Below are 20,347 nucleotides of genomic sequence, written 5' to 3' on the forward strand. Positions count from 1 at the left end.
AATGATCTTATCGAGTGGAAGCTGGATTATGATCCGGATCTGAGCCAGAAGCTTTGCTTTCTTCCTTCTCGTCCAAGTAGCGGTAGCCGTCAGCTACCCACTCCAGTGCTCCGGTTTCTGGATGAATGATCATACCATGTACGGGAATATCAGACGGAAGCAGCGGGTGATTGCGCATAATTCGCACACTGTTTAGCACACTTTCATAGACGCTGTCGAAGCCGCGCAGCCAGTTATGCAGCTTGAAGCCGGAGTTCGTCAGCGTATCAAGCACGATATCCTCAACACCGCGCTCGCGCGCTTTATCGATGATCCGCTGAGAGTTCAAGCCGGTCATGCCGCATTCATGATGGCCGACAACGATGACTTCATTCGCTTCCAGCTCGTAGATCGCGACGAGAATGCTACGTACGACTGAACCGAAGGGTTGAGAGATGATTGCGCCAGCATTTTTAATAATCTTGACATCTCCATTTCTCAGATTCATCGCCTTCGGCAGCAGTTCAACGAGTCGTGTGTCCATACAAGTAAAGATAACCATCTTCTTGTCAGGGAATTTATCAGTTAGATATTGCTCGTACTCTTTGTGCGTCACAAATTGTTGATTGTAATTAAGAATTTCAGACATGTTGGACATAAGAATTCCTCCCTTACTACCTAGAACTGTACTCGCTTGTCAACACAGGATACATGTGTGGAATAAATTTGCTGTTTGCTGGATAATCGAAAAATTCCTGCCCCCATAGCATCCAGAAATAGTTGTTCCTCAAAAAATATAGCATGATGATGATCAATGACAACTGGGAATGGCGCATTGCTGGAAACTTGTTCATCGAATGGTGATGGTTGATCAATGATCCATATGCTTGGTACACCATTCACCGCGCAGCCGCATCCATCGGTATCATAGCTGAGTCTTATTAACCCGCTGTCGTGCCTTAAGACGATTATTGCTTCGATTGCAGAATCGGTCATTTGTATTTCCATGAGGCGAGTCTCCTTTATGCTATGAAGTGTGATATATGTAACAGATGCATTTGAAGATTGATTATATCCCTCTCAAGTCGTATCATCAAGTGGAAGGAGATTCTAAATTTGAGGTGATTCGCATGATTAACACGAATTTAGCAGATAGACAGCAGCAATTTAACGATATTCTTTCTAAAATGAATGCTTATCGTGAAGCTATCGGCGTGTTGTATTGGGATTTGAGAACTGGCGCGCCGCGTAAAGGGGCAGAGATGCGTTCAGAGACGATCGGCATGCTGTCCACCGAAATGTTTAAGCTTAGCGTCTCGGAAGAGATGGGAGCCTGCCTCGATGAGCTGGAAGCGAATATCGACCAGTTGGACGCACCGATGCGCAAGATCGTGAAGGATACGCGTCAAGATTATGATCGCAGCAAGTTGATTCCTCCGCAGTTATACCAAGAATACGTTGTGCTGACTTCAAAAGCAGAGACCGTATGGGAAGAAGCGAAGGCGAAAAAAGACTATGAGATGTTCAAACCATACATACGTGATGTTATTAAGCTAAGCCAGCAGTTCATCGACTATTGGGGAGTAAAAGAAACTCGATACGATACACTGCTTGATATGTATGAGCCTGGTATGACAGTGGAGAAGCTCGATGAGATCTTCAACAAGCTGCGTGATCAGCTCGTTCCGCTTGTACAGCAGGTGAAAGAGTCGAATAACAAGCCTGAAGCTCAGTTTCTGGATCAAACGTTCGATATCGCGAAGCAAGAGAAGTTCAGCCATTTTATACTTCAACAGATGGGCTTTGACTTTGAGGCAGGACGTTTGGATGAGAGTGTACATCCATTCGCGACTGGCTTGAACTTGGGAGATGTGCGAATAACGACTCATTATTTGGAAAATGATGCAGCTAGTGCTGTATTCAGCTCCTTGCATGAAGGCGGCCATGCGCTGTACGAGCAAAATATTAATAAAGAATTTGCACAAACACCGTTGTGCACAGGTACTTCCATGGGTATTCATGAATCCCAATCCCGTTTCTGGGAGAACCTGGTCGGACGCAGTCTGCCTTTCTGGCATCGTTATTTCGGTGATCTGCAGCAGGCGTTCGCGCCGCAGTTCGATGACATCACGGCAGAACAGTTCTATCGTGCGATCAATCGTGTAGAACCGTCACTTATTCGCACAGATGCGGATGAAGTCACGTACAATCTGCATATTATCATTCGCTATGAAATAGAGAAGATGATCTTTAACGAAGGCTTATCCGTTGATGATCTGCAGCAAGTATGGAATGACAAGTATGAGAGCTATCTGGGCATTAGACCGCCGCATGACGGCGTGGGCGTGCTCCAAGATGTCCATTGGTCGGGCGGGGGCTTCGGTTACTTCCCTTCATACTCACTTGGAAATATGTATGGCGCTCAGATGATGAATAAGCTTCGTCAGGTGATGCCGGACGTCGATGCGCTGATTGAGCGCGGGGAACTGCTGCCAATTAAAGAATGGCTGACAGAACACGTCTATCAATACGGCAAGCTGCTGGAGCCATCGGAGATTATTGAGCGCATGACAGGTGAAGTGCTGAACCCGCAGTATCTGGTGGATTATTTGACAGATAAGACGAAGGATGTATATAAGCTGTAAAGCAAGGTTAGTGGAAGCTCTGAGCTATCGAATCCCTGATGATTCGGTGGCTTGGAGCTTTTTTGCTTTTGCGGAGAAAGTGGGGGGGATAAACCGCCGTTTCTACCTTAGCGGACACAGATGACGTTATTTCATAACATTTAGCTATAATCGGCTAAGTTTTGGTCAAATAGCGGCTCTACGGTCCGCAAGTGTGGCAAACTAGCCAATGTAGCGCAGAATAACGGCCTGTTTGTCCGTTCCGGATATGGCAGGGAGATTTCTCTGACCCACTGAAGTGGAAGTGGACACAGGAGCCGCTATTTAGTGATTTTACGGCATTTTTGAGGTTTGGCGGACACAGGTGACGTTATTTCTTAACATTTAGCCATTATTGGCTAAGTTTTGGTCAAATAGCGGCTCTACGGTCCGCCAATATGGCGAAATAGCGGTTTTAACTGTAAATAACGGCCTGTGTGTCCGCTCGGTGCAACTGTCGCCGTCAACGACAAACTGAATCATGCTTTGACAACCTTGCATGCTCATGGTAATATACCCATATGGGTATACAAAAGCGTGCGATTACGCGATTTTCAATACCCCTGTAGGTATAATGGGAAGGGGAATATGCAATGGACCATACTAAACAGACCAATGTAGAACAGAGCCAGAATGCCAAACCAGGACGCAAGATCATTATCGTCGGTGGAGTAGCAGGTGGAGCATCAGCAGCAGCTCGACTTCGCCGTTTGAACGAACAAGATCATATTATTATGCTGGAGCGCGGTGAGCATGTTTCATTTGCAAACTGCGGCTTGCCCTATTATATTGGCGGTGCTATTACAGATCGCAATAAACTGATGGTCCAAACCGTTAAAGGCTTATCGGATCGTTATGAAATGGATATTCGCAATTACAGTGAAGCGGTTCGAATTGACCGCGAGCGTAAAGTCGTCACAATTCGTAATGTAAACGAAGGTACCGAATACGAGGAATCCTACGATATTCTCGTACTCTCACCAGGGGCGAAGCCTATGCGTCCGCCGATTCCGGGACTCGAAGAAGCACAAAATGTATTTACGCTTCGCAACATACCGGATACGGATCGCATTAAAGCCTATATTGAAGATAACAAGCCAGAGCATGCCGTCGTCATCGGCGGCGGGTTCATCGGCGTCGAGATGGCGGAGAACCTGCGCGAGAGCGGCTTGAACGTTACCTTGCTGGAGAAGGCCAATCAGGTCATGGCTCCCCTTGACATAGAGATGGCGAGCATTATTCATCAGCACATGCGCGAGCACGGCGTTGAACTGTTGCTGGGTGAAGGGGTACAAGCATTTGAGGATAACGGACAAACGGTTGTCTGTGATACCGGTCGCAAGCTGAAGACCGATCTCGTCATTATGGCAATCGGGGTGCAGCCTGAGAGTCAGCTCGCATCACAAGCTGGCTTGGAAACAGGGCTGCGCGGTGCCATTCGTGTGAACGAGCGTCTGCAGACAAGCGATCCCGACATATATGCGCTTGGCGATGCCATCGAAGTGCGTGACGCCGTCAGCGGCGGAGCGACCTATGTGCCGCTCGCATGGGGCGCGAATCGCCAAGGGCGACTCTTGGCCGATATCCTGAACGGTCGCCCAGCAGCGTACAATGGAGCTTACGGCACTTCAATAGCGAAAGTGTTCAAGCTTACGGCGGCTTCAACAGGCAGCAATGAGAAGGCGCTGCAGCGCCAGCAGATTCCTTATGCTGTAGCGCACTCGCATCCGTTATCTCATGCTGGATACTATCCAGGAGCAAGCGCAATGACGCTGAAGCTGATCTTCTCGCCAGAAGACGGCCGAATCTTGGGCGCGCAGGGGGTTGGCACAGACGGCGTCGACAAGCGAATCGACGTTATCGCAACTGCTATGCGCGGCAAGCTTACCGTATTCGACCTGCCAGATCTTGAACTAAGCTATGCGCCGCCATATTCATCTGCCAAGGATCCTGTCAACATGCTAGGATACATCGCGTCGAATATGATGGACGGACTGGTGGACACGATCCAATGGCATGAAGTCGATTCCGTAATGGCTAACGGTGCCACGCTAATCGATGTGCGCGATCCGCAAGAACTGGCAGGCGGAAAGATAGAAGGTTCGATCAATATTCCGCTCAACCAGCTGCGCAGCCGTCTTCAAGAGCTGCCGCAGAACGAGATGATCTATATCTCCTGTCAAGTCGGACTCCGCGGTTACATTGCAGCTCGCATGCTGACACAGTATGGCTTCGATGTTCGCAACGTGGACGGCGGATATAAGCTGTATGGAACCATAAAGCGGGAAGAGCGAGAGCTTGTCGCGTCAAAATAAACAATCAAATTATCACTTGAGAAGGCTGCTCCATTCGGGGGCAGCCTTCTTTGCGTTAACCAATAGACAGTAGCCTGCATACACTGCACTAGCAGCCGCCCAGATGCGGGCTGGCGCTTATGCTTTGCAATATCATGAGGGGGTTATATGGATGCGGCCATTGAAGCGTGCAGGCTTGATTTCCGTAATGGCCGTCCTCTTCTTGTCGGTGATTCTGAGCGCTTGCGGAAAGGGTTCAGGAGAGACGGAGAAGGTTCGGCTTGGCGAGGTGGCAAGAACGATATTTTACGCGCCGCAGTATGTGGCACTATCAGAAGGATTTTTTAAAGAAGAGGGCTTAGATGTGGAGCTCCAGACGACTGCGGGCGGCGATAAGACGATGACTGCGCTGTTGTCAGGTGTGATTGATATCGCATTGGTAGGCTCCGAAACTTCGATTTACGTGTATCAACAAGGCTCAGATGATCCGATTATCAACTTTGCACAATTAACACAGACGGATGGAACATTCCTAATGCAGCGCAATAAGGATGCTGAGTTTGACTGGAATAAGCTCAAGGGGAGTGTATTTCTTGGGCAACGAAAAGGCGGAATGCCGCAAATGGCAGGAGAATTCACTCTTCGCAAGCATGGGATAGACCCTCAAAAGGATCTGGAGCTGATCCAAAACGTCGATTTTGCCAACATCGCTTCAGCCTTCTCTTCAGGAACAGGTGAATATGTGCAGCTGTTTGAACCGCAAGCCTCGATATTTGAACGTGAAGGCAAAGGGAAAGTAGTAGCATCATTCGGTGTAGAGAGCGGGAAGCTGCCTTATACCGTATATATGACGAAAGACAGCTTTTTGAAGAAGCACAAGAATACCGCGCAAAAGTTTACAAACGCCATATACAAAGCGCAATTATGGGTTAAGGATAACGATCCTGAGAAGATCGCCAATTCGATTATGCCGTTCTTTAAGGATGCGGATCGAGACATTGTAGTCAGTGCGGTAAAGCGCTATAAAGAGCAGGGATCATATGCGGCTGATCCCATCCTCGATGATGCGGAATGGAACAATCTGCTGGATGTGCTTCGTACAGCAGGCGAGCTGAAGCAAGAGGTCGGACGGGATAAGATCGTGACAGTTGATTTTGCAAATAAAGCAATTAAAGATGTGAAATAAGCGGTGTGTACAGTTAAATGGCAGTGCGGTCACCTAATTGAAATGGAGGCGAACAGATGGAAGCAGCGGTTGAACTGGATCGTGTGACACATGTGTATGTATCAGGTCGAGAAGCGAAGCTTGCGATTGAAGAAATGTCCGTCTCCGTGGCACCAGGTGAATTCGTTACGCTCGTTGGACCAAGCGGCTGCGGCAAAACAACACTCCTCTCGATAATCGCAGGATTGCTAATGCCGACAAAAGGAGAAGTTCGGGTCTACAACGAGCTCGTGAAGGGGCCGTCCTCTCATGTCGGCTATATGCTGCAGCAGGATTATTTATTTCCTTGGCGCTCGATTATGGAGAATGCATGCATTGGACTTGAGCTGATGGGACAGCTGAATGCGGCATCCCGCGAACGAGTCGAGCGATTGCTGGAGGGGATGGGTCTCGGGGGGACGGGAAAGCTGTTCCCTCATCAGTTATCAGGCGGAATGCGGCAGCGAGTGGCGTTGGTTCGAACGCTTGCTACTGAGCCGGAGCTGCTGCTTCTTGATGAACCCTTTTCCGCATTGGATTATCAGACCAAGCTGCAGTTAGAAGACTTAATTGTTGAAACATTAAGGGCAAGGGAAAAGACGGCGATTCTGGTTACACATGATCTATCAGAAGCGATTGCGGTCAGCGACAGGGTGATTGTGCTGAACCGGAATCCTGGAAGCATAAGACGTTCATTTGTCATTCCTGAATCGATCCGCTATGCGCAACCGTTCTATGCTCGCGAGCAGGCAGGCTTCAACGATCTATTCCATGAGCTGTGGAAAGAGCTGGAGGATTCGGATCGGCGTTATGGAGGTGATTCTAGTGCGTTCTGATCTAAAGGGACTTGTGCACTCGACCTTTGTAAACTATATGAAGAAGGAACGAAGATTTCGCTTTCGCGTAGTCTCGACACAGCTCATTATACTTATCGCGTTGATCGCCATCTGGGAGGTCGCAGGGCGGCTCAAATGGATAGATGTCCTGCTGTTTAGTTACCCAAGCAAAGTAGGCTATCAGATATGGAAGGACATGATGGACGGCAGTATATGGCCGCATCTGACCATGACGGTTGGGGAGACGATCGTTGGCTTTGTGTTAGGCACCTTATTAGGGACGCTGCTAGCTGTTATGATCTGGTGGTCACGATTCCTCGCGCGTGTGCTGGATCCTTATATGGTTGTATTCAACAGCATGCCTAAGGTAGCGCTCGGTCCACTGTTTATCGTCGGCTTCGGCCCTGGTTTTATGGCCATCGTCGCTACAACTTTATCGATAACGGTCATTATAACGACCATTGTAGTCTATAATGCATTCCGGGAAGTAGATCCGAATTATATCAAAGTTGTGCAAGTGTTCGGGGGAACCAGGCGAGTCATTTTTCAAAAAGTGATATTGCCAGCAACTGTACCTGCAATTGTATCCACGTTGAAGGTCAATGTAGGATTAGCTTGGGTAGGTGTAATTGTTGGCGAATTTCTCGTATCTAAGGTCGGACTTGGATACTTAATCATATATGGGTTTCAGGTGTTTAACTTTACGCTTGTCATCGCTTCGCTCGTCTTGATTGCAGTTGTTGCCACGATTATGTATCAGGCTGTAGATTATTTCGAGAAGCGATGGGTGCGCAGATAGTGGAACTTGAACACGTAGTAACCTAGTGCGGACTCGCGCTGGGTTATTGGTGTGGTGTAAATTGGTGCAAATCTTTATCATAGCTAAAATCCGTAAATTGAGTATAATAAATGCTTAAGAATTCAGATCCATGATCATATTTTGTCGAAGGTAAAAGGGGCTGCGAGATGCTGTTCAGATTTGTAGGATTCCGCGTAATTAAGACAGCCATCGCTACAATTATGGCGATTGTATTAGCGGACATGTTAGGGTTACATAATCATCTTGGAGCGGGGACATTGGCCATTATCGCCGTTGATGTAACGAGAAAACGCAGCTTAAGATCTGCGAGCGCTCGATTTCTTGCTTCTATTGTAAGTTTGATACTGGCTGGAATACTATTCAAGCTGTTGGGGTTCTCCTTATGGGTGCTGGCTGTGTACATATTAGTTACGTTTCCGATTATCGCCAGATTAAACTTGAAGCAGGGAGTTGTAACAAGCGCTGTCGTCGTCTTTCATCTGTATGCATCTGGGGAAGCGTCGATGGCTATGATCTGGAATGAAGTGCTGCTGCTGGTGTGTGGTCTTGGCTCGGCAACACTGGTGAATATGGTGTACATGCCGAAGGAAGATCAGCGTATGCAGGAAATTCGCAGATTAATCGATGACAATTTTTCGAGTATATTTAATCAGATTAATCATCATCTGCATGATACTGGCCACGTATGGGATGGCTATGAAATAACGGAAGCGGGACGGTTGATTGACGAGGGAATCGAGATTGCCTCCAAAGCGCTGGAGAACCGCGTTATGCCTTCAGATGAAGTAAAGGACGAAGAGAATTGGCTTATTTATTTCTATATGCGGAAGTCTCAGCTTGAATCCATTCAGAACATACTGGAATTGCTTGCGTTGGTGTTTCAGACTTTGCCGTCGGCTCATCTCGTGGCAAATGTGTTTGAGCAGTTGAGCGAGGATGTAAAGGTTCAAAGATACACAGGCAAGACGGAACGGATGCTGATTGATCTAGAGCCGCAGTTCAAAGCGATGGCTCTACCGAAAACGCGTGAGGAATTTGAAGTACGTGCAACGATATTGCAGGTTATTCGCGAATTGGAACGATTCTTGAAGATTGCAAAGCAGAACAAGAAGCAGACGATGCCAAATGATGTGTAGGACAAGTCTATTTATAGTGGATAGCCGCTCTTATATTTGTATATAGGGGCGGTTATTTTTTGCGTCGCAATAGGTTTTGCTGGAACCCAATCATTGTGGCATCTCTTGTCAAATATCTCGTTTTCTCATAAACTAGGCTTAGAGTGAACATCGCTCTGAATCATCATTCACAATATTTAAGATCTGTATCCAATATGTGACGATTCATACGGTCAATATTGTGATACTATATTAGTCTGAACAAGTATTGATATTACGTTCGCGTACATATGGAGGGTTATGATGAATAACGGAAAATATGGACTTGGAATTGTAGGCTACGGAGGAATGGGCAGTCAGCATGGACGTATGCTGGAGGATAATGCTCGAATTGATGTGGTAAGCGTTTGCGACCTGAAAGAAGATCGATTGGCTCATGGCAAAGAGCTTGGCTATAAGGCTTATGACCAGTATGAGAAGATGCTGCAGGATCAGAACGTTGATCTAGTGTTGATCGCGACACCTAACCACTTGCATAAGGATTTCGCAATTGCTGCATTTGAAGCAGGGAAGCATGTTATCTGTGAGAAGCCGGTAACGATCACGTCAGATGAGCTTGAGCAGATATTGGCGGCGGCTGAGCGAACAGGCAAAGTCTTTATGGTTCATCAAAATAGACGCTGGGACAGCGACTATGCGACAATTAAGAAAATTTACGATGAGAAGTTAATTGGAGAAGTCTACAACATCGAATCACGTGTGCATGGTTCACGCGGTATTCCAGGCGACTGGCGCCATTCCATCGAATACGGCGGCGGGATGATGTTGGATTGGGGCGTTCACCTCATTGATCGCATTATGATGATGGTAAATGAGAAGATTACGAAGATCTATTGTGAAATGAGCTATATATGGCAAGAGGAATGTGACGACGGCTTCAAGCTGCTGTTGACATTTGAGAGCGGCAAAACAGCTCATATTGAGGTTGGAACACTTAATTATCAGAATCTGCCTCTCTGGTACGTATGCGGTACTGAAGGAACCGTTACGATCAAGGATTGGAGCATGGAAGGCGAGCTTGTCCGCCTTGAAACCGAGGAAGCTAAGGATGCGACACCGATTGTTGCAGGAGCAGGCTTCACGAAAACGATGGCACCGCGCGGTGAAGGCGACGTAGCTAGATACCCGCTTCCAATAGTGGAGACAAACGTTAAAGAGTTCTACGATAACTTTATTGACGTAATTGAAGGAAAAGCGGAGCCAGTTATTAAGAATTCGGAAGTTATGCAGGTTATGAAAGTGATTGAAGCAACATTTGAATCTTCACGTACAGGTCAGGCTATTCATTTGTAAACTTCATATCGTTATTCTAGGCTAGTCTTGTTAAACAGGACGATCGTGGGCAGAGTGCTTGTCCATTGATCGTCTTTTTTTACGTAGTTAATGCTATTAATTATTAGCTCTTTCATATGCTGTAATAGAGCATTGCTCGTTGAAGATGGTGTAATTAGCGAGTTTCATAGCCATACTGAACTCTGAGCATGATGAGCAGCAGGGATTTTGGGGTGAATAGAAGATTCGCCTAATTTTATTCTTGTCTAAGTAATCAACATTCGCCTATATCCTGCATACACTTTAATTGAATGATTGTATGGAGGAGGTCCACAAGATGGCAATTACAGATAGACACCAGTGCCGGGAGATCATCACAAAAGCTGTGTGCGGCAAAGGTCGTAAGTTTTCTGTCGTCACACATACGGTCACTCCGCCTCACAATCCGACCAGCATATTGGGAGCATGGCTTATTAACCATCAATATGAGGCGGTGCGGGCGGGGGATGGGATTGAGGTTATCGGTACTTACGACATTAACATTTGGTATTCGTACAGTGGAAACTCACAGACGGATGTTGCCAAGGAAACAGTGTCGTATGCTGAACTCGTTCCCTTATCGTATGTTGATCCAAAACATCGTGCATCGACTGAGGAAGTGTCCGCAGAAGCAACGCAGGAGCCGAACTGCGTTGAAGCTACCATCTCTGGCGGCGGTTCAAGTGTGACGATACGCGTTGAACGCGAATTCGTTGTCGAGATGACTGCGGAAACGAAAGTGTGCGTGCGGGTGTGCCCGAATGGCTGTAACGATCTCGAAGATAAGGACTTCGATTTCGATGAGCAGTCAAGTGATTTTGAAGATATGGACATAGACTTGACGGATGAGGAAGTGTAGTATCGCCGCAAGCCGTTTGCGGCGGTTTCTTTTTTAAACACCCGCATGATTTACAATATGACGGAGTATGATCATTGTAGAGGGCGGGAGCCCTCTTTTTTTTGGAATGGTAAAAAAAATTAGATGCGACGGCTTGTGTAAGGTGGTGGTGTGTATGCTGACTGATACCTCTAAGTCCATATGGCGAACGGTTACAGTAGACGATTCTCACCGTGTATATTGGCTTGTAAGTCCGGCTGCAGACGCCGCTGGTAAGATGGTGAAGATAGATCGCAACGATTCCCGTGGTCGAGCGCGAGTTATTAATCGATATGCGGAATGTTGGACAGACGTTGGGATGCGAGCGCGTTTGGAGCTGTACGGATTACCTGTGTCGGATCGAGCAGCTTGGAATGCTGGAGCAAGCTTATCGGACGGCAAAAGGTATGTGCGCACGGTTACCTTATGGGTCTACGGGTTTGAAGTTGTCGCGGCTGGGATAGGTGCTTATGCCCCGTCAGGGAGCTCATTTATACAACCTATACATGAATGGAATCGCCCGCCATATCGAAGATTAGCTCGAATGGCTGTCAGAGCGGCCTATGCGCTAGGGTATGAGACGCTGCAGGTCACTCTACAGGCTGCCGCAGATTCAGCATCGTCTTCAGAGACGGTAGATGACCATCCTGCTGGTGTACTCGACGAGCCTCAACAAGGCGATATGATTGTTTCTGTGCTGCCCGTTAGCGAGCGAGTGCCGCAATGGGTGTGGGAACAATATATGCGCAAGCTGAAGCAGGAATCGGAAATTGTACGGTGCACGGCGATGAATCGGGGAGACGACAGTGAGAGTTCTAATTCGTCAGAAATGAATCGAGTGCAGTATGGGATGGACTGCGAGTTCATACTGTATGATGAAGTACGACAGCGCATGTTGTCAGCATCATATTTCTTACCGATTAACGGTACAGCGGGCTGTGATGCGGTTCGCATCAAAGGACGTGTACACTATCCGCTGATGGAGCTTAGACCTGCGCCTGCTTATACGCCTTCACAGCTTGTTAAGCATCTGCAGTTAGCGATGAGGGAAGCAGATCGATCGATTCAACAATCGGACTATGTTAATCCGGTAAGCTGGTATGCCGGATCTTATCCGCTTGGGCGATTGCCGATAGGCTGCCACGTTCATATTTCGGGTGTACCGCTCCATCCTGAGCTGATCCGTGCGTTAGATACTTATGTTTCGTTGCCACTAGCTCTGTTGGAGCCTGCATCGCTTAAACAACGGAGGCCTGCATACGGAACGCTTGGCGATGTGCGGCTGCACGATCATGGCGGAGCAGGCGGGTTCGAATATCGAACGCTCCCTAACTTCGCGCTTACCCCAGAACTGACGCTGGATGTCCTGCAGCTCTTTGATGCAGTGATAATGAATTATGCGTGCTTGCATCGGCGAGATGCGGCTGAGGATAAATGGCTGCGTTCATTTATGTCAGGAAGAAAGAACGAGAGATACCGCGAGACTTCGATTCGTATCTTGCGCGAGCTAGAAGAGCAATGCACGAAAAAATCGCATGTGAGCTCGATACGGAGATTGATTGGGTATCTCGATGAAGGCTGGCATTGGGATGAGCATTCGAATGTGCGGGATGCTTGGTTGAGGGAGCGCGAATGAGTATATAGGAACACAACGCGGGGCAGCGCAAGTCGCGAGCCCCGCTTTATTATGCGGATGTGCGACAAGGGGGGGAAGTTAGCAGGGTTTTTTCGTGTTACAGGTTGAGGGGCGAGCTTGTTGGTATGAGATAACGGGGTAAAACCGTCTTAGGCAAGTTAGTGTGGAGGATAGTCTTGAACTGCGCGAGACGTGTTAACTTTTACATACTTGTTTCAACGACGACGGCGTGTAAGTTTTTTGTTATAATGAATAAGTTATAAGAGAAAGGGCGGAGGTATATAATGGCAACTTATACGCCTATGATTCAGCAATATTTGACGATAAAAAAGCAAGCGGAGGATGCGTTTTTATTTTTCCGTCTTGGCGATTTCTATGAAATGTTTTTTGATGACGCGTTATTGGCTTCGAAGGAGCTTGAAATTACACTTACTGGCCGCGAAGGCGGAGGGGAAGAACGTATACCGATGTGCGGAGTTCCCTACCATGCCGCGGAAAACTATATTCAACGCTTAGTTGAAAAGGGATATAAGGTTGCGATCTGCGAGCAGGTTGAAGATCCTGCTACTGCCAAAGGTGTTGTGCGACGTGAAATTATACGCATCGTAACTCCGGGCACGGCGATGGATGGCAAGAGCATGGACGAGAAGACGAACCGATACCTCGTCGGCATCACGAAACTTGGTGATAAGCATGCTTACGCTGCATGCGACTTGTCGACAGGTGAAATGATCGTATCCTCAGCGCTGGCGGGCAGCAGCTGGCTGACAGACGAATTGAACGTATATATGCCGACAGAAATGATCGGCGACGAGGACCTGCTGGAGGAAATTAAGCCGATAACAGCAGCATGGAATCGTAATGTATTGACTACCGTGTGGCCTGACCGGGAAGATGCCTTGGCGCGCCAGCAGTTCGGTGAGGCAGTATGGACTCGCCTGGACGAAGAGCGACAGCTTGCGGTAAGCATGATGATGAGCTATCTGAAGACGACTCAGAAGCGCTCACTCGGTCAGCTGACGACGATTCGCGAAGTGGAGTCGGATCATTATCTCGTGCTCGATCCATTTACACGCCGCAATCTGGAGTTGACGGAAACGGTGCGCGAGCGCGCTAAGAAGGGCTCGCTCCTATGGCTGCTTGATAAGACAGAGACATCAATGGGCGGACGTATGCTTCGACGTTGGATCGATAAGCCGCTCTTGAACCGGACAAGCATTGAGGCGCGTTTGGAAGCAGTTGATACGCTATACCATCAATTGATCTGGCGCGAGGAGCTGCGTGAGCAGCTGGCCGCAATCTATGACTTGGAGCGGCTTGTGGCGAGAATTGCTTTCGGAACGGCGAACGGACGTGACTTAATCGCTCTCAAGCTGTCACTGCAGCGTGTTCCGGCGTTGGTTGAGCTGTGCTCATCGATGTCTTCTGCGACGCTGAATCGCTTAGCGGAAGAGCTCGACCCATGTGCAGACATCGCCGAATGGATCGAGAAAGCGATCGTGGAAGAGCCTCCGATCTCAGTACGAGAAGGCAATCTGATCAATACCGGCTATGACAGCTACTTGGATCAATTGCGCGAGGCGAGCGTGAACGGCAAGCGTTGGATCGCGGAGCTGGAACGCAAGGAAAGAGAATTGACCGGTATTCGTTCTTTGAAGGTCGGTTATAACAAGGTGTTTGGCTATTATATCGAGGTGACGAAGGCCAATCTGGCTTCGCTGCCTGAAGGGCGATATGAGCGAAAGCAGACGCTCGCAAATGCGGAGCGTTATGTAACGCCGGAGCTGAAGGAGAAGGAGGCACTTATACTCGAGGCTGAGGATAAGATGGTCGGACTTGAGTATGAGTTGTTCAGCGAGCTGCGCGTGCGAATCAATGAGCATGTTAGACGTTTGCAAGCCTTAGCTGAGAAGGTAGCGGAGCTGGATGTGTATCAGTCGCTCGCAGCGATTAGCGCGAAGCAGCGTTATGTGAAGCCTGTGCTGCACGACGGCTACGACATGAATATTAAGAACGGCAGGCATCCTGTTGTGGAAGCAGTTATGCAGCACGGTTCATTCATGGCTAATGATACCGAGCTTCATGAGGCGGATTCCTCTATGCTTCTGATCACAGGCCCGAACATGGCAGGTAAGAGCACGTATATGCGACAGGTTGCACTCATCAGCATTATGGCACAGATGGGCTGCTTCGTGCCTGCCGAGTTCGCATCATTACCGCTTATCGATCGAATCTTCACCCGCATTGGCGCTGCTGACGATCTGATTGGCGGACAAAGTACGTTCATGGTCGAAATGATGGATATTCAGGTGATGACCGAAAAGGCGACACGCCGCAGCTTGGTCGTCATTGATGAGCTCGGACGCGGGACGTCCACGAGCGAAGGCATGTCGATCGCGCAGGCAGTTATTGAATATGTGCATGATCACATTGGCTGCAAAGCGCTCGTCTCGACCCATTTCCATGAGCTTGCTCATCTGGAAGAGAGATTAGCTCGGCTGACCAATGTGTGCATGGCGGTGCAGGAGAGCGGCAGTGATGTGACATTTCTGCGGAAGCTTATTGCAGGCGCAGCCAGCACGAGCTACGGAATCTACTGTGCGAAGCTGGCAGGTCTGCCGGAAACGATCATTGGGCGTGCCTATGATCTGCTGACTCACTATGAAGCAGCGGTTCCGCAAGAGCACGATGCAGCTGGCGAAGCGGCGGCTGCTTCAGGAGCGGAACCAATCGTGCAATTGTCCTTGTTCGGTGAAGAGGACAATTCAGCCGCGCGGAAGAATGGTTCTAAGACTTCGGCGGTACATGAGCGCAAAGCGTCCGTAGCCGCGTCGCACATAGCAGCATCTGCTGCGGAAGCGGCGGCAGGCAGTGAACAGGCGCCCACAGTTCAGCCGCCATTAGAATGGGCTTCCATCGTACAGGAGCTGGGTGAGGTTGATGTGATGTCGATGACTCCGCTCGACGCGATGAACTGTCTCCATGATCTGATGAAGCGGGCGCGCGCATTATCGAAATCGTAATTGATGTTGAACATTGATATAAAATGGGGGGATAGAGATGGCGGTTATCCATATCCTCGATGATCAGCTTGCCAACCAGATCGCAGCCGGCGAGGTTGTTGAACGGCCTGCGTCTGTTGTGAAGGAGCTCGTCGAGAATGCGATTGACGCAGGAAGTACGCTGATTGATGTCACAGTTGAGGAAGGCGGCCTATCGCTGATCCAGATTAAAGATAATGGATCAGGGATAGCAGAGGATGACGTTGAGACAGCATTTCAACGTCACGCTACGAGCAAGATCAGCACCTCACGCGATCTGTTTGCCATCCGCAGCCTTGGTTTCCGCGGTGAGGCGTTAGCCAGTATAGCGGCCGTTGCGAAGGTAGAGATGCTGACCGCCACAGATGAGAGCGGCTTAGGCCGCCGCGTTCTGATCGAAGGCGGCAAGTTGATTGAGCATGGCCCAGCGCAGGCGGTGAAGGGGACGACCTTCACGGTGAAAGAGTTGTTCTTCAATACACCTGCGCGGTTAAAATATATGAAGACGATTCAGACCGAGCTCGGACATATCTCGGACTTGATGTATCGACTCGCGTTATCTTATCCCGAGATCGGCTTCACCTTGCAGCATAACGGCAACATGCTGCTACAGACGCTAGGAAATGGCGATCTGCTGCAAGTGATTGCCGCAATATATGGCGTGCATACAGCAAAGCAGATGATCCCGATCAAAGCAGAGCAGCTTGACTATGTGATCGAAGGTTATATCGGCAAGCCGGAGTGCACCCGTTCCAACCGCAATGCGATGTCTTGGTTCGTCAACGGTCGATACGTACGCAGCTTTAGCCTTAATTCTGCTGCGCTTCGCGCTTACCATACTCTGCTGCCGATCAATCGTTATCCTGTGATGGTTCTGCAGGCGAAGATGCATCCGACACTGGTGGATGTCAACGTGCATCCAGCCAAGATGGAGGTTCGTTTCAGCAAGGAGACGGAACTGAACGACTTCGTAGAGCAAACGCTTCGCAACGAACTATCCGGGCAGCCGCTTATACCACTCGCAGTTCCTGTCGCGAAGGCGAAGATTCGTACGATGGTTGAGCAGCCAAAGTGGGGCTGGGGAACTACGAGAAACGAAGCGGGATCACCGGTGAGACCGATGGGCGAGCTAGTACCGCCGGAGCCTCCGCAAGAGATTCAACAAGATCTGTTTAGCTCTACTGACAATAAAGAGCTTGAACGGTTGGACGATCAGCGCGAAACTATTGACGCTGAGAAACGGACAGTTCAATCATATAATCGTGATCCGCGTCCAACGTCCTGGGTGCAGAAAGAAGGGCAAGAGACGTATGCTCCTAAGGATTCATTTTCACCAGACACGATTCAACCTGCGACCCAGCAACAACAGCAGACTGGCATAAATCAGACAATTATTGCCGAAACAAGTGTTAATAAGTATGATGAGCAGAAGCGACAGCCATTTGATCAGCGACCGCCTTCGACAGCAAGTCGTTCTTACAGCCCAGATGCTAGCACTCGTCAGCCTATAGACTCAGGACGAGGGACAACTCAGGTTCCTTGGGAACAAGTGTATAAGCAGCCAGCGTCTGGAGACGTCGCGTTGCCTGCATTTCCAGCAATGTCCTATATTGGTCAGTATCATGGTACTTACTTGGTATATGGAAATGAAGAAGGCATGTTCTTGATTGATCAGCATGCTGCTCATGAGCGGGTGAATTACGAATATTATGTCGAAAAATTCGGCAAGCCGATAGAAGCGTTTCAGGAATTATTAATGCCATTAACATTAGAATTGACTACACATGAGGCAGCTAGAATTAGAGACCGTCTCCCTCTGCTGGAGCAGGTTGGTCTCGGCTTGGAGCCATTTGGCGCGCAGACGTTTCTAGTGAGATCCTATCCGCATTGGTTTCCTGAAGGTGAGGAAGAGTCATTGATTCAAGAGATGCTGGATTGGGTTCTGAAGGAGAAAGCCCCCGACATTACGAGTATAAGAGAGGCTTCCGCCATTATGTGCTCTTGCAAGGCTTCGATCAAGGCGAACCAGCGCATCACGCAAGCAGAGGCGGATACTCTTATCGCGCGGCTAGGCGAGTGCAAGCAGCCATATACTTGTCCGCACGGGCGCCCGATTGTGGTGAAGTTTACGAATCATGACTTGGAAAAAATGTTCAAGCGTATTATGTGAATACCTTCGCATTTGAATTTACATTTGCGAACCGTTTATAATGAGGAGGAACGTATGATTATTACGACAGGTGATTCAACACCGCTTCCTGTCATCGAGCGAGCTCGCAAGCTAGCGAAGGAACTGAATTGTCGTTTCCTAGATCGAAGAAATCAGTCCATTCCGCAATTGGCAAGAAGGTTCGGGGATGAGCACTTCATCGTTCTGTTGGATGACCGTACAAGATATGTCTGGTCAGGACACACGGATTTAACCTATCATCCTAGTATGGCCTTTATCCGTGCGAAACGTTTATTGGCCGGCGAAACAGATACGATGATACTGGCATCGCGCGCAGTGAAAGGGGATCACGTGTTGGACTGTACTGCAGGGCTGGGCAGCGATTCATTGGTGTACTCGATCGTTGTTGGACCTGAAGGAGAAGTGACAGCTTGTGAGAGTCAGCTTCCGCTGTATGCGCTTGTGCGAGAAGGGCTGCAGCGATACGAATCTGATATTCCCGATGTCAATGAAGCCATGCGGCGAATTCACATGCGTCACGAGTCGCATGAAAGCGTGCTGCGCCGCATGCAGGATCGTTCAGTAGACATCGTCTACTTCGATCCGATGTTTCGTGAGACGGTTGAAGCATCCGCGCATATGGACCCTCTGCGTCAAGTGGCTAATCATGAGCCGCTCAGCGAGGATTCGATCAAGGAGGCTTGCCGTGTAGCACGCAAGACTGTCGTGATGAAGGAGCTCCGCGACAGCACCGAGTTTGAACGCCTTGGATTCAACCGAGTCGTTCGAACGAATTCCAAGCTTGCATATGGAGTGATTGATATTGGCAATGACAACGAGTCCTAAACTGCCTCTCCTCGTGCTTGTTGGACCAACGGCTGTCGGCAAGACGAAGCTTAGCTTGGAGCTGGCGCACCGATTCCACGCGGAGATCATTTCTGGAGACAGCATGCAGGTGTATCGCCAGATGGATATCGGTACAGCTAAGCTAGCGCCTGAGGAAAGAGCAGGAATTCCGCACCATATGATGGATATCCACTCTCCTGATGAATCTTTTTCAGTTGCGGAGTTTCAGGAACGTGCGAAATGGTTAATTGAGGACATTACAGAGAGAGGCAAGCTGCCATTTATTGTAGGTGGAACAGGCTTGTATGTGGAATCCTTATGTTACGGATTTGAATTCTCCGAACAAGGTTCGGACGAAGCATTCCGTCAAGAGATGGCGGAGTATGCAGTAGAAAATGGTAATGAAGCACTGCATCAGCGGTTAGTCGCAATTGATCCGGAAACGGCCGGCAGATTGCACGCCAATGATGTCAGAAGAGTTATACGAGCACTGGAAGTCTATCACATGACTGGACAGACGATGTCTGACCAGCTCAAGGACCAATTGCGAGAGCCGCAGTATCGTTTATGCATCATCGGTTTGACAATGGATAGACAATTGCTATATAACCGTATAGAGGAACGAATTGACGAGATGCTTGCTCAAGGGCTCGTGCAGGAGGTTCAGAACTTGCTCGCTCAAGGCTACGACCGCAAGCTCGTATCGATGCAGGGACTTGGCTACAAGGAAATTGCCGCATACTTGGAAGGCGAGATGTCATATGAGGCTGCAGTCGTGCTGCTAAAGCGCGACACAAGACATTTTGCCAAGCGTCAGCTGTCATGGTTCCGACGGATGAAGGATATCCACTGGTTCGATGTAACCGACCCTTCCTGTTACGAACAACAATTGTTAGAAATTTCTGGACTTATAGCAGGAAAGTTACATTGACGAGTTGAATATATTTCAACACAATATGATGATGGGGGTACGGACAATGAATAAATCTATTAACATCCAAGATACATTCCTTAACCAACTTCGCAAGGAGAGCATTCCAGTAACGGTATACCTGACGAACGGCTTCCAGATTCGCGGTATCATTCGCGCGTTTGACAACTTTACTATCGTCATTGACAGCGATGGACGCCAACAGATGGTATATAAGCATGCGATCTCCACATTCATGCCGCTGCGTAATGTATCCCTGATGCAAGACCAACAGAATGAGGTTTAAGCGTAAAAGTGAAACTTTTTATCTGCAAACTGCGTCTTATTGAATAGAACGGTTAAGAACAACCCGCAGGGGTTGTTCTTTTCATTCCAAACTTGCATCCACTCTTTAGTCTGAAAATGCCGCGATTCTTGGCGAAGGAGTTGAGAATGCAATCTGCGTCATAGTTATGATGGCGCGATAGGTTACTATATATAATGACCGCAGCCGGCAGCATTCAAGCTGTATATCTAGCTGCACTGCTAGACAGAGCGAGACGGTCTAAAACAAGGCGCTGAGAG

At 48.7% G+C, this 20,347-nt stretch carries 16 protein-coding genes; 14 read left to right on the plus strand and 2 right to left on the minus strand.

What is annotated here, in order from left to right; genetic code table 11:
- Positions 1-7 precede the first annotated feature (7 nt).
- Both ACXX53_RS06240 and ACXX53_RS06245 read right to left on the minus strand, forming a co-directional pair.
- On the minus strand, positions 8-637 hold the full coding sequence (locus tag ACXX53_RS06240) for a beta-class carbonic anhydrase (protein ID WP_458567769.1): 630 nt from the start codon (positions 635-637) through the stop codon (positions 8-10).
- 20 nt (positions 638-657) lie between these two features.
- Positions 658-987, minus strand: coding sequence for an iron-sulfur cluster biosynthesis family protein (locus ACXX53_RS06245; RefSeq protein ID WP_458567770.1), 330 nt, complete (start codon positions 985-987; stop codon positions 658-660).
- A gap of 122 nt (positions 988-1,109) precedes the next feature.
- Between ACXX53_RS06245 and ACXX53_RS06250 the strand changes: the two genes are divergently transcribed.
- From ACXX53_RS06250 to hfq, 14 genes are all read left to right on the plus strand, one after another.
- On the plus strand, positions 1,110-2,624 hold the full coding sequence (locus ACXX53_RS06250; protein WP_458567771.1) for a carboxypeptidase M32: 1,515 nt from the start codon (positions 1,110-1,112) through the stop codon (positions 2,622-2,624).
- A 611-nt stretch (positions 2,625-3,235) separates the two neighbouring features.
- On the plus strand, positions 3,236-4,957 hold the full coding sequence (locus tag ACXX53_RS06255) for an FAD-dependent oxidoreductase (protein WP_458567772.1): 1,722 nt from the start codon (positions 3,236-3,238) through the stop codon (positions 4,955-4,957).
- 151 nt (positions 4,958-5,108) lie between these two features.
- Positions 5,109-6,122 carry an ABC transporter substrate-binding protein gene (locus ACXX53_RS06260; protein ID WP_458567773.1) on the plus strand — a complete coding sequence of 338 codons (1,014 nt, stop codon included), beginning with the start codon at positions 5,109-5,111 and terminating at the stop codon, positions 6,120-6,122.
- 56 nt (positions 6,123-6,178) lie between these two features.
- Positions 6,179-6,976, plus strand: coding sequence for an ABC transporter ATP-binding protein (locus ACXX53_RS06265; RefSeq protein WP_458567774.1), 798 nt, complete (start codon positions 6,179-6,181; stop codon positions 6,974-6,976).
- 37 nt (positions 6,977-7,013) lie between these two features.
- Complete coding sequence (locus tag ACXX53_RS06270; RefSeq protein ID WP_458568358.1) at positions 7,014-7,775, plus strand: ABC transporter permease; 762 nt, start codon at positions 7,014-7,016, stop codon at positions 7,773-7,775.
- Positions 7,776-7,942: 167 nt separating this feature from the next.
- A complete protein-coding gene (locus ACXX53_RS06275; protein ID WP_458567775.1) occupies positions 7,943-8,932 on the plus strand; it encodes an aromatic acid exporter family protein in 990 nt (329 codons plus the stop codon).
- 282 nt (positions 8,933-9,214) lie between these two features.
- Positions 9,215-10,264, plus strand: a complete 1,050-nt coding sequence (locus ACXX53_RS06280; RefSeq protein WP_458567776.1) for a Gfo/Idh/MocA family protein — start codon at positions 9,215-9,217, stop codon at positions 10,262-10,264.
- A 316-nt stretch (positions 10,265-10,580) separates the two neighbouring features.
- Positions 10,581-11,141, plus strand: coding sequence for an outer spore coat protein CotE (locus ACXX53_RS06285; RefSeq protein WP_458567777.1), 561 nt, complete (start codon positions 10,581-10,583; stop codon positions 11,139-11,141).
- Positions 11,142-11,295: 154 nt separating this feature from the next.
- The gene (locus ACXX53_RS06290; protein WP_458567778.1) at positions 11,296-12,795 is read left to right on the plus strand and encodes a putative amidoligase domain-containing protein; all 1,500 of its coding nucleotides are present in this window, start codon (positions 11,296-11,298) and stop codon (positions 12,793-12,795) included.
- A 284-nt stretch (positions 12,796-13,079) separates the two neighbouring features.
- On the plus strand, positions 13,080-15,818 hold the full coding sequence (gene mutS / locus ACXX53_RS06295) for a DNA mismatch repair protein MutS (RefSeq protein ID WP_458567779.1): 2,739 nt from the start codon (positions 13,080-13,082) through the stop codon (positions 15,816-15,818).
- 37 nt (positions 15,819-15,855) lie between these two features.
- Positions 15,856-18,006 (plus strand): DNA mismatch repair endonuclease MutL, encoded by a 2,151-nt coding sequence (mutL, locus tag ACXX53_RS06300; protein WP_458567780.1) that lies wholly within the window; start codon positions 15,856-15,858, stop codon positions 18,004-18,006.
- A 54-nt stretch (positions 18,007-18,060) separates the two neighbouring features.
- The gene (locus ACXX53_RS06305; RefSeq protein ID WP_458567781.1) at positions 18,061-18,852 is read left to right on the plus strand and encodes a class I SAM-dependent methyltransferase; all 792 of its coding nucleotides are present in this window, start codon (positions 18,061-18,063) and stop codon (positions 18,850-18,852) included.
- The gene (gene miaA / locus ACXX53_RS06310) at positions 18,836-19,783 is read left to right on the plus strand and encodes a tRNA (adenosine(37)-N6)-dimethylallyltransferase MiaA (RefSeq protein WP_458568359.1); all 948 of its coding nucleotides are present in this window, start codon (positions 18,836-18,838) and stop codon (positions 19,781-19,783) included. Before ACXX53_RS06305 ends, miaA begins: the two co-directional genes overlap by 17 nt.
- A 46-nt stretch (positions 19,784-19,829) precedes the next feature.
- A complete protein-coding gene (gene hfq / locus ACXX53_RS06315) occupies positions 19,830-20,069 on the plus strand; it encodes an RNA chaperone Hfq (RefSeq protein ID WP_458567782.1) in 240 nt (79 codons plus the stop codon).
- The last annotated feature ends 278 nt before the right edge of the window (positions 20,070-20,347 follow it).

Source organism: Paenibacillus marinisediminis, from assembly GCF_054343325.1.

What these genes read in the sequence shown, in the direction of transcription:
- ACXX53_RS06250 (WP_458567771.1), top strand. Translation starts at nt 1,110, where the DNA reads ATGATTAACACGAATTTAGCAGATAGACAGCAGCAATTTAACGATATT.
- ACXX53_RS06265 (WP_458567774.1), top strand. Translation starts at nt 6,179, where the DNA reads ATGGAAGCAGCGGTTGAACTGGATCGTGTGACACATGTGTATGTATCA.
- ACXX53_RS06305 (WP_458567781.1), top strand. Translation starts at nt 18,061, where the DNA reads ATGATTATTACGACAGGTGATTCAACACCGCTTCCTGTCATCGAGCGA.
- ACXX53_RS06240 (WP_458567769.1), bottom strand. Translation starts at nt 637, where the DNA reads ATGTCCAACATGTCTGAAATTCTTAATTACAATCAACAATTTGTGACG.
- hfq (WP_458567782.1), top strand. Translation starts at nt 19,830, where the DNA reads ATGAATAAATCTATTAACATCCAAGATACATTCCTTAACCAACTTCGC.
- miaA (WP_458568359.1), top strand. Translation starts at nt 18,836, where the DNA reads ATGACAACGAGTCCTAAACTGCCTCTCCTCGTGCTTGTTGGACCAACG.
- mutS (WP_458567779.1), top strand. Translation starts at nt 13,080, where the DNA reads ATGGCAACTTATACGCCTATGATTCAGCAATATTTGACGATAAAAAAG.
- ACXX53_RS06285 (WP_458567777.1), top strand. Translation starts at nt 10,581, where the DNA reads ATGGCAATTACAGATAGACACCAGTGCCGGGAGATCATCACAAAAGCT.
- mutL (WP_458567780.1), top strand. Translation starts at nt 15,856, where the DNA reads ATGGCGGTTATCCATATCCTCGATGATCAGCTTGCCAACCAGATCGCA.
- ACXX53_RS06260 (WP_458567773.1), top strand. Translation starts at nt 5,109, where the DNA reads ATGCGGCCATTGAAGCGTGCAGGCTTGATTTCCGTAATGGCCGTCCTC.
- ACXX53_RS06290 (WP_458567778.1), top strand. Translation starts at nt 11,296, where the DNA reads ATGCTGACTGATACCTCTAAGTCCATATGGCGAACGGTTACAGTAGAC.
- ACXX53_RS06270 (WP_458568358.1), top strand. Translation starts at nt 7,014, where the DNA reads ATGAAGAAGGAACGAAGATTTCGCTTTCGCGTAGTCTCGACACAGCTC.
- ACXX53_RS06255 (WP_458567772.1), top strand. Translation starts at nt 3,236, where the DNA reads ATGGACCATACTAAACAGACCAATGTAGAACAGAGCCAGAATGCCAAA.
- ACXX53_RS06280 (WP_458567776.1), top strand. Translation starts at nt 9,215, where the DNA reads ATGAATAACGGAAAATATGGACTTGGAATTGTAGGCTACGGAGGAATG.
- ACXX53_RS06275 (WP_458567775.1), top strand. Translation starts at nt 7,943, where the DNA reads ATGCTGTTCAGATTTGTAGGATTCCGCGTAATTAAGACAGCCATCGCT.
- ACXX53_RS06245 (WP_458567770.1), bottom strand. Translation starts at nt 987, where the DNA reads ATGGAAATACAAATGACCGATTCTGCAATCGAAGCAATAATCGTCTTA.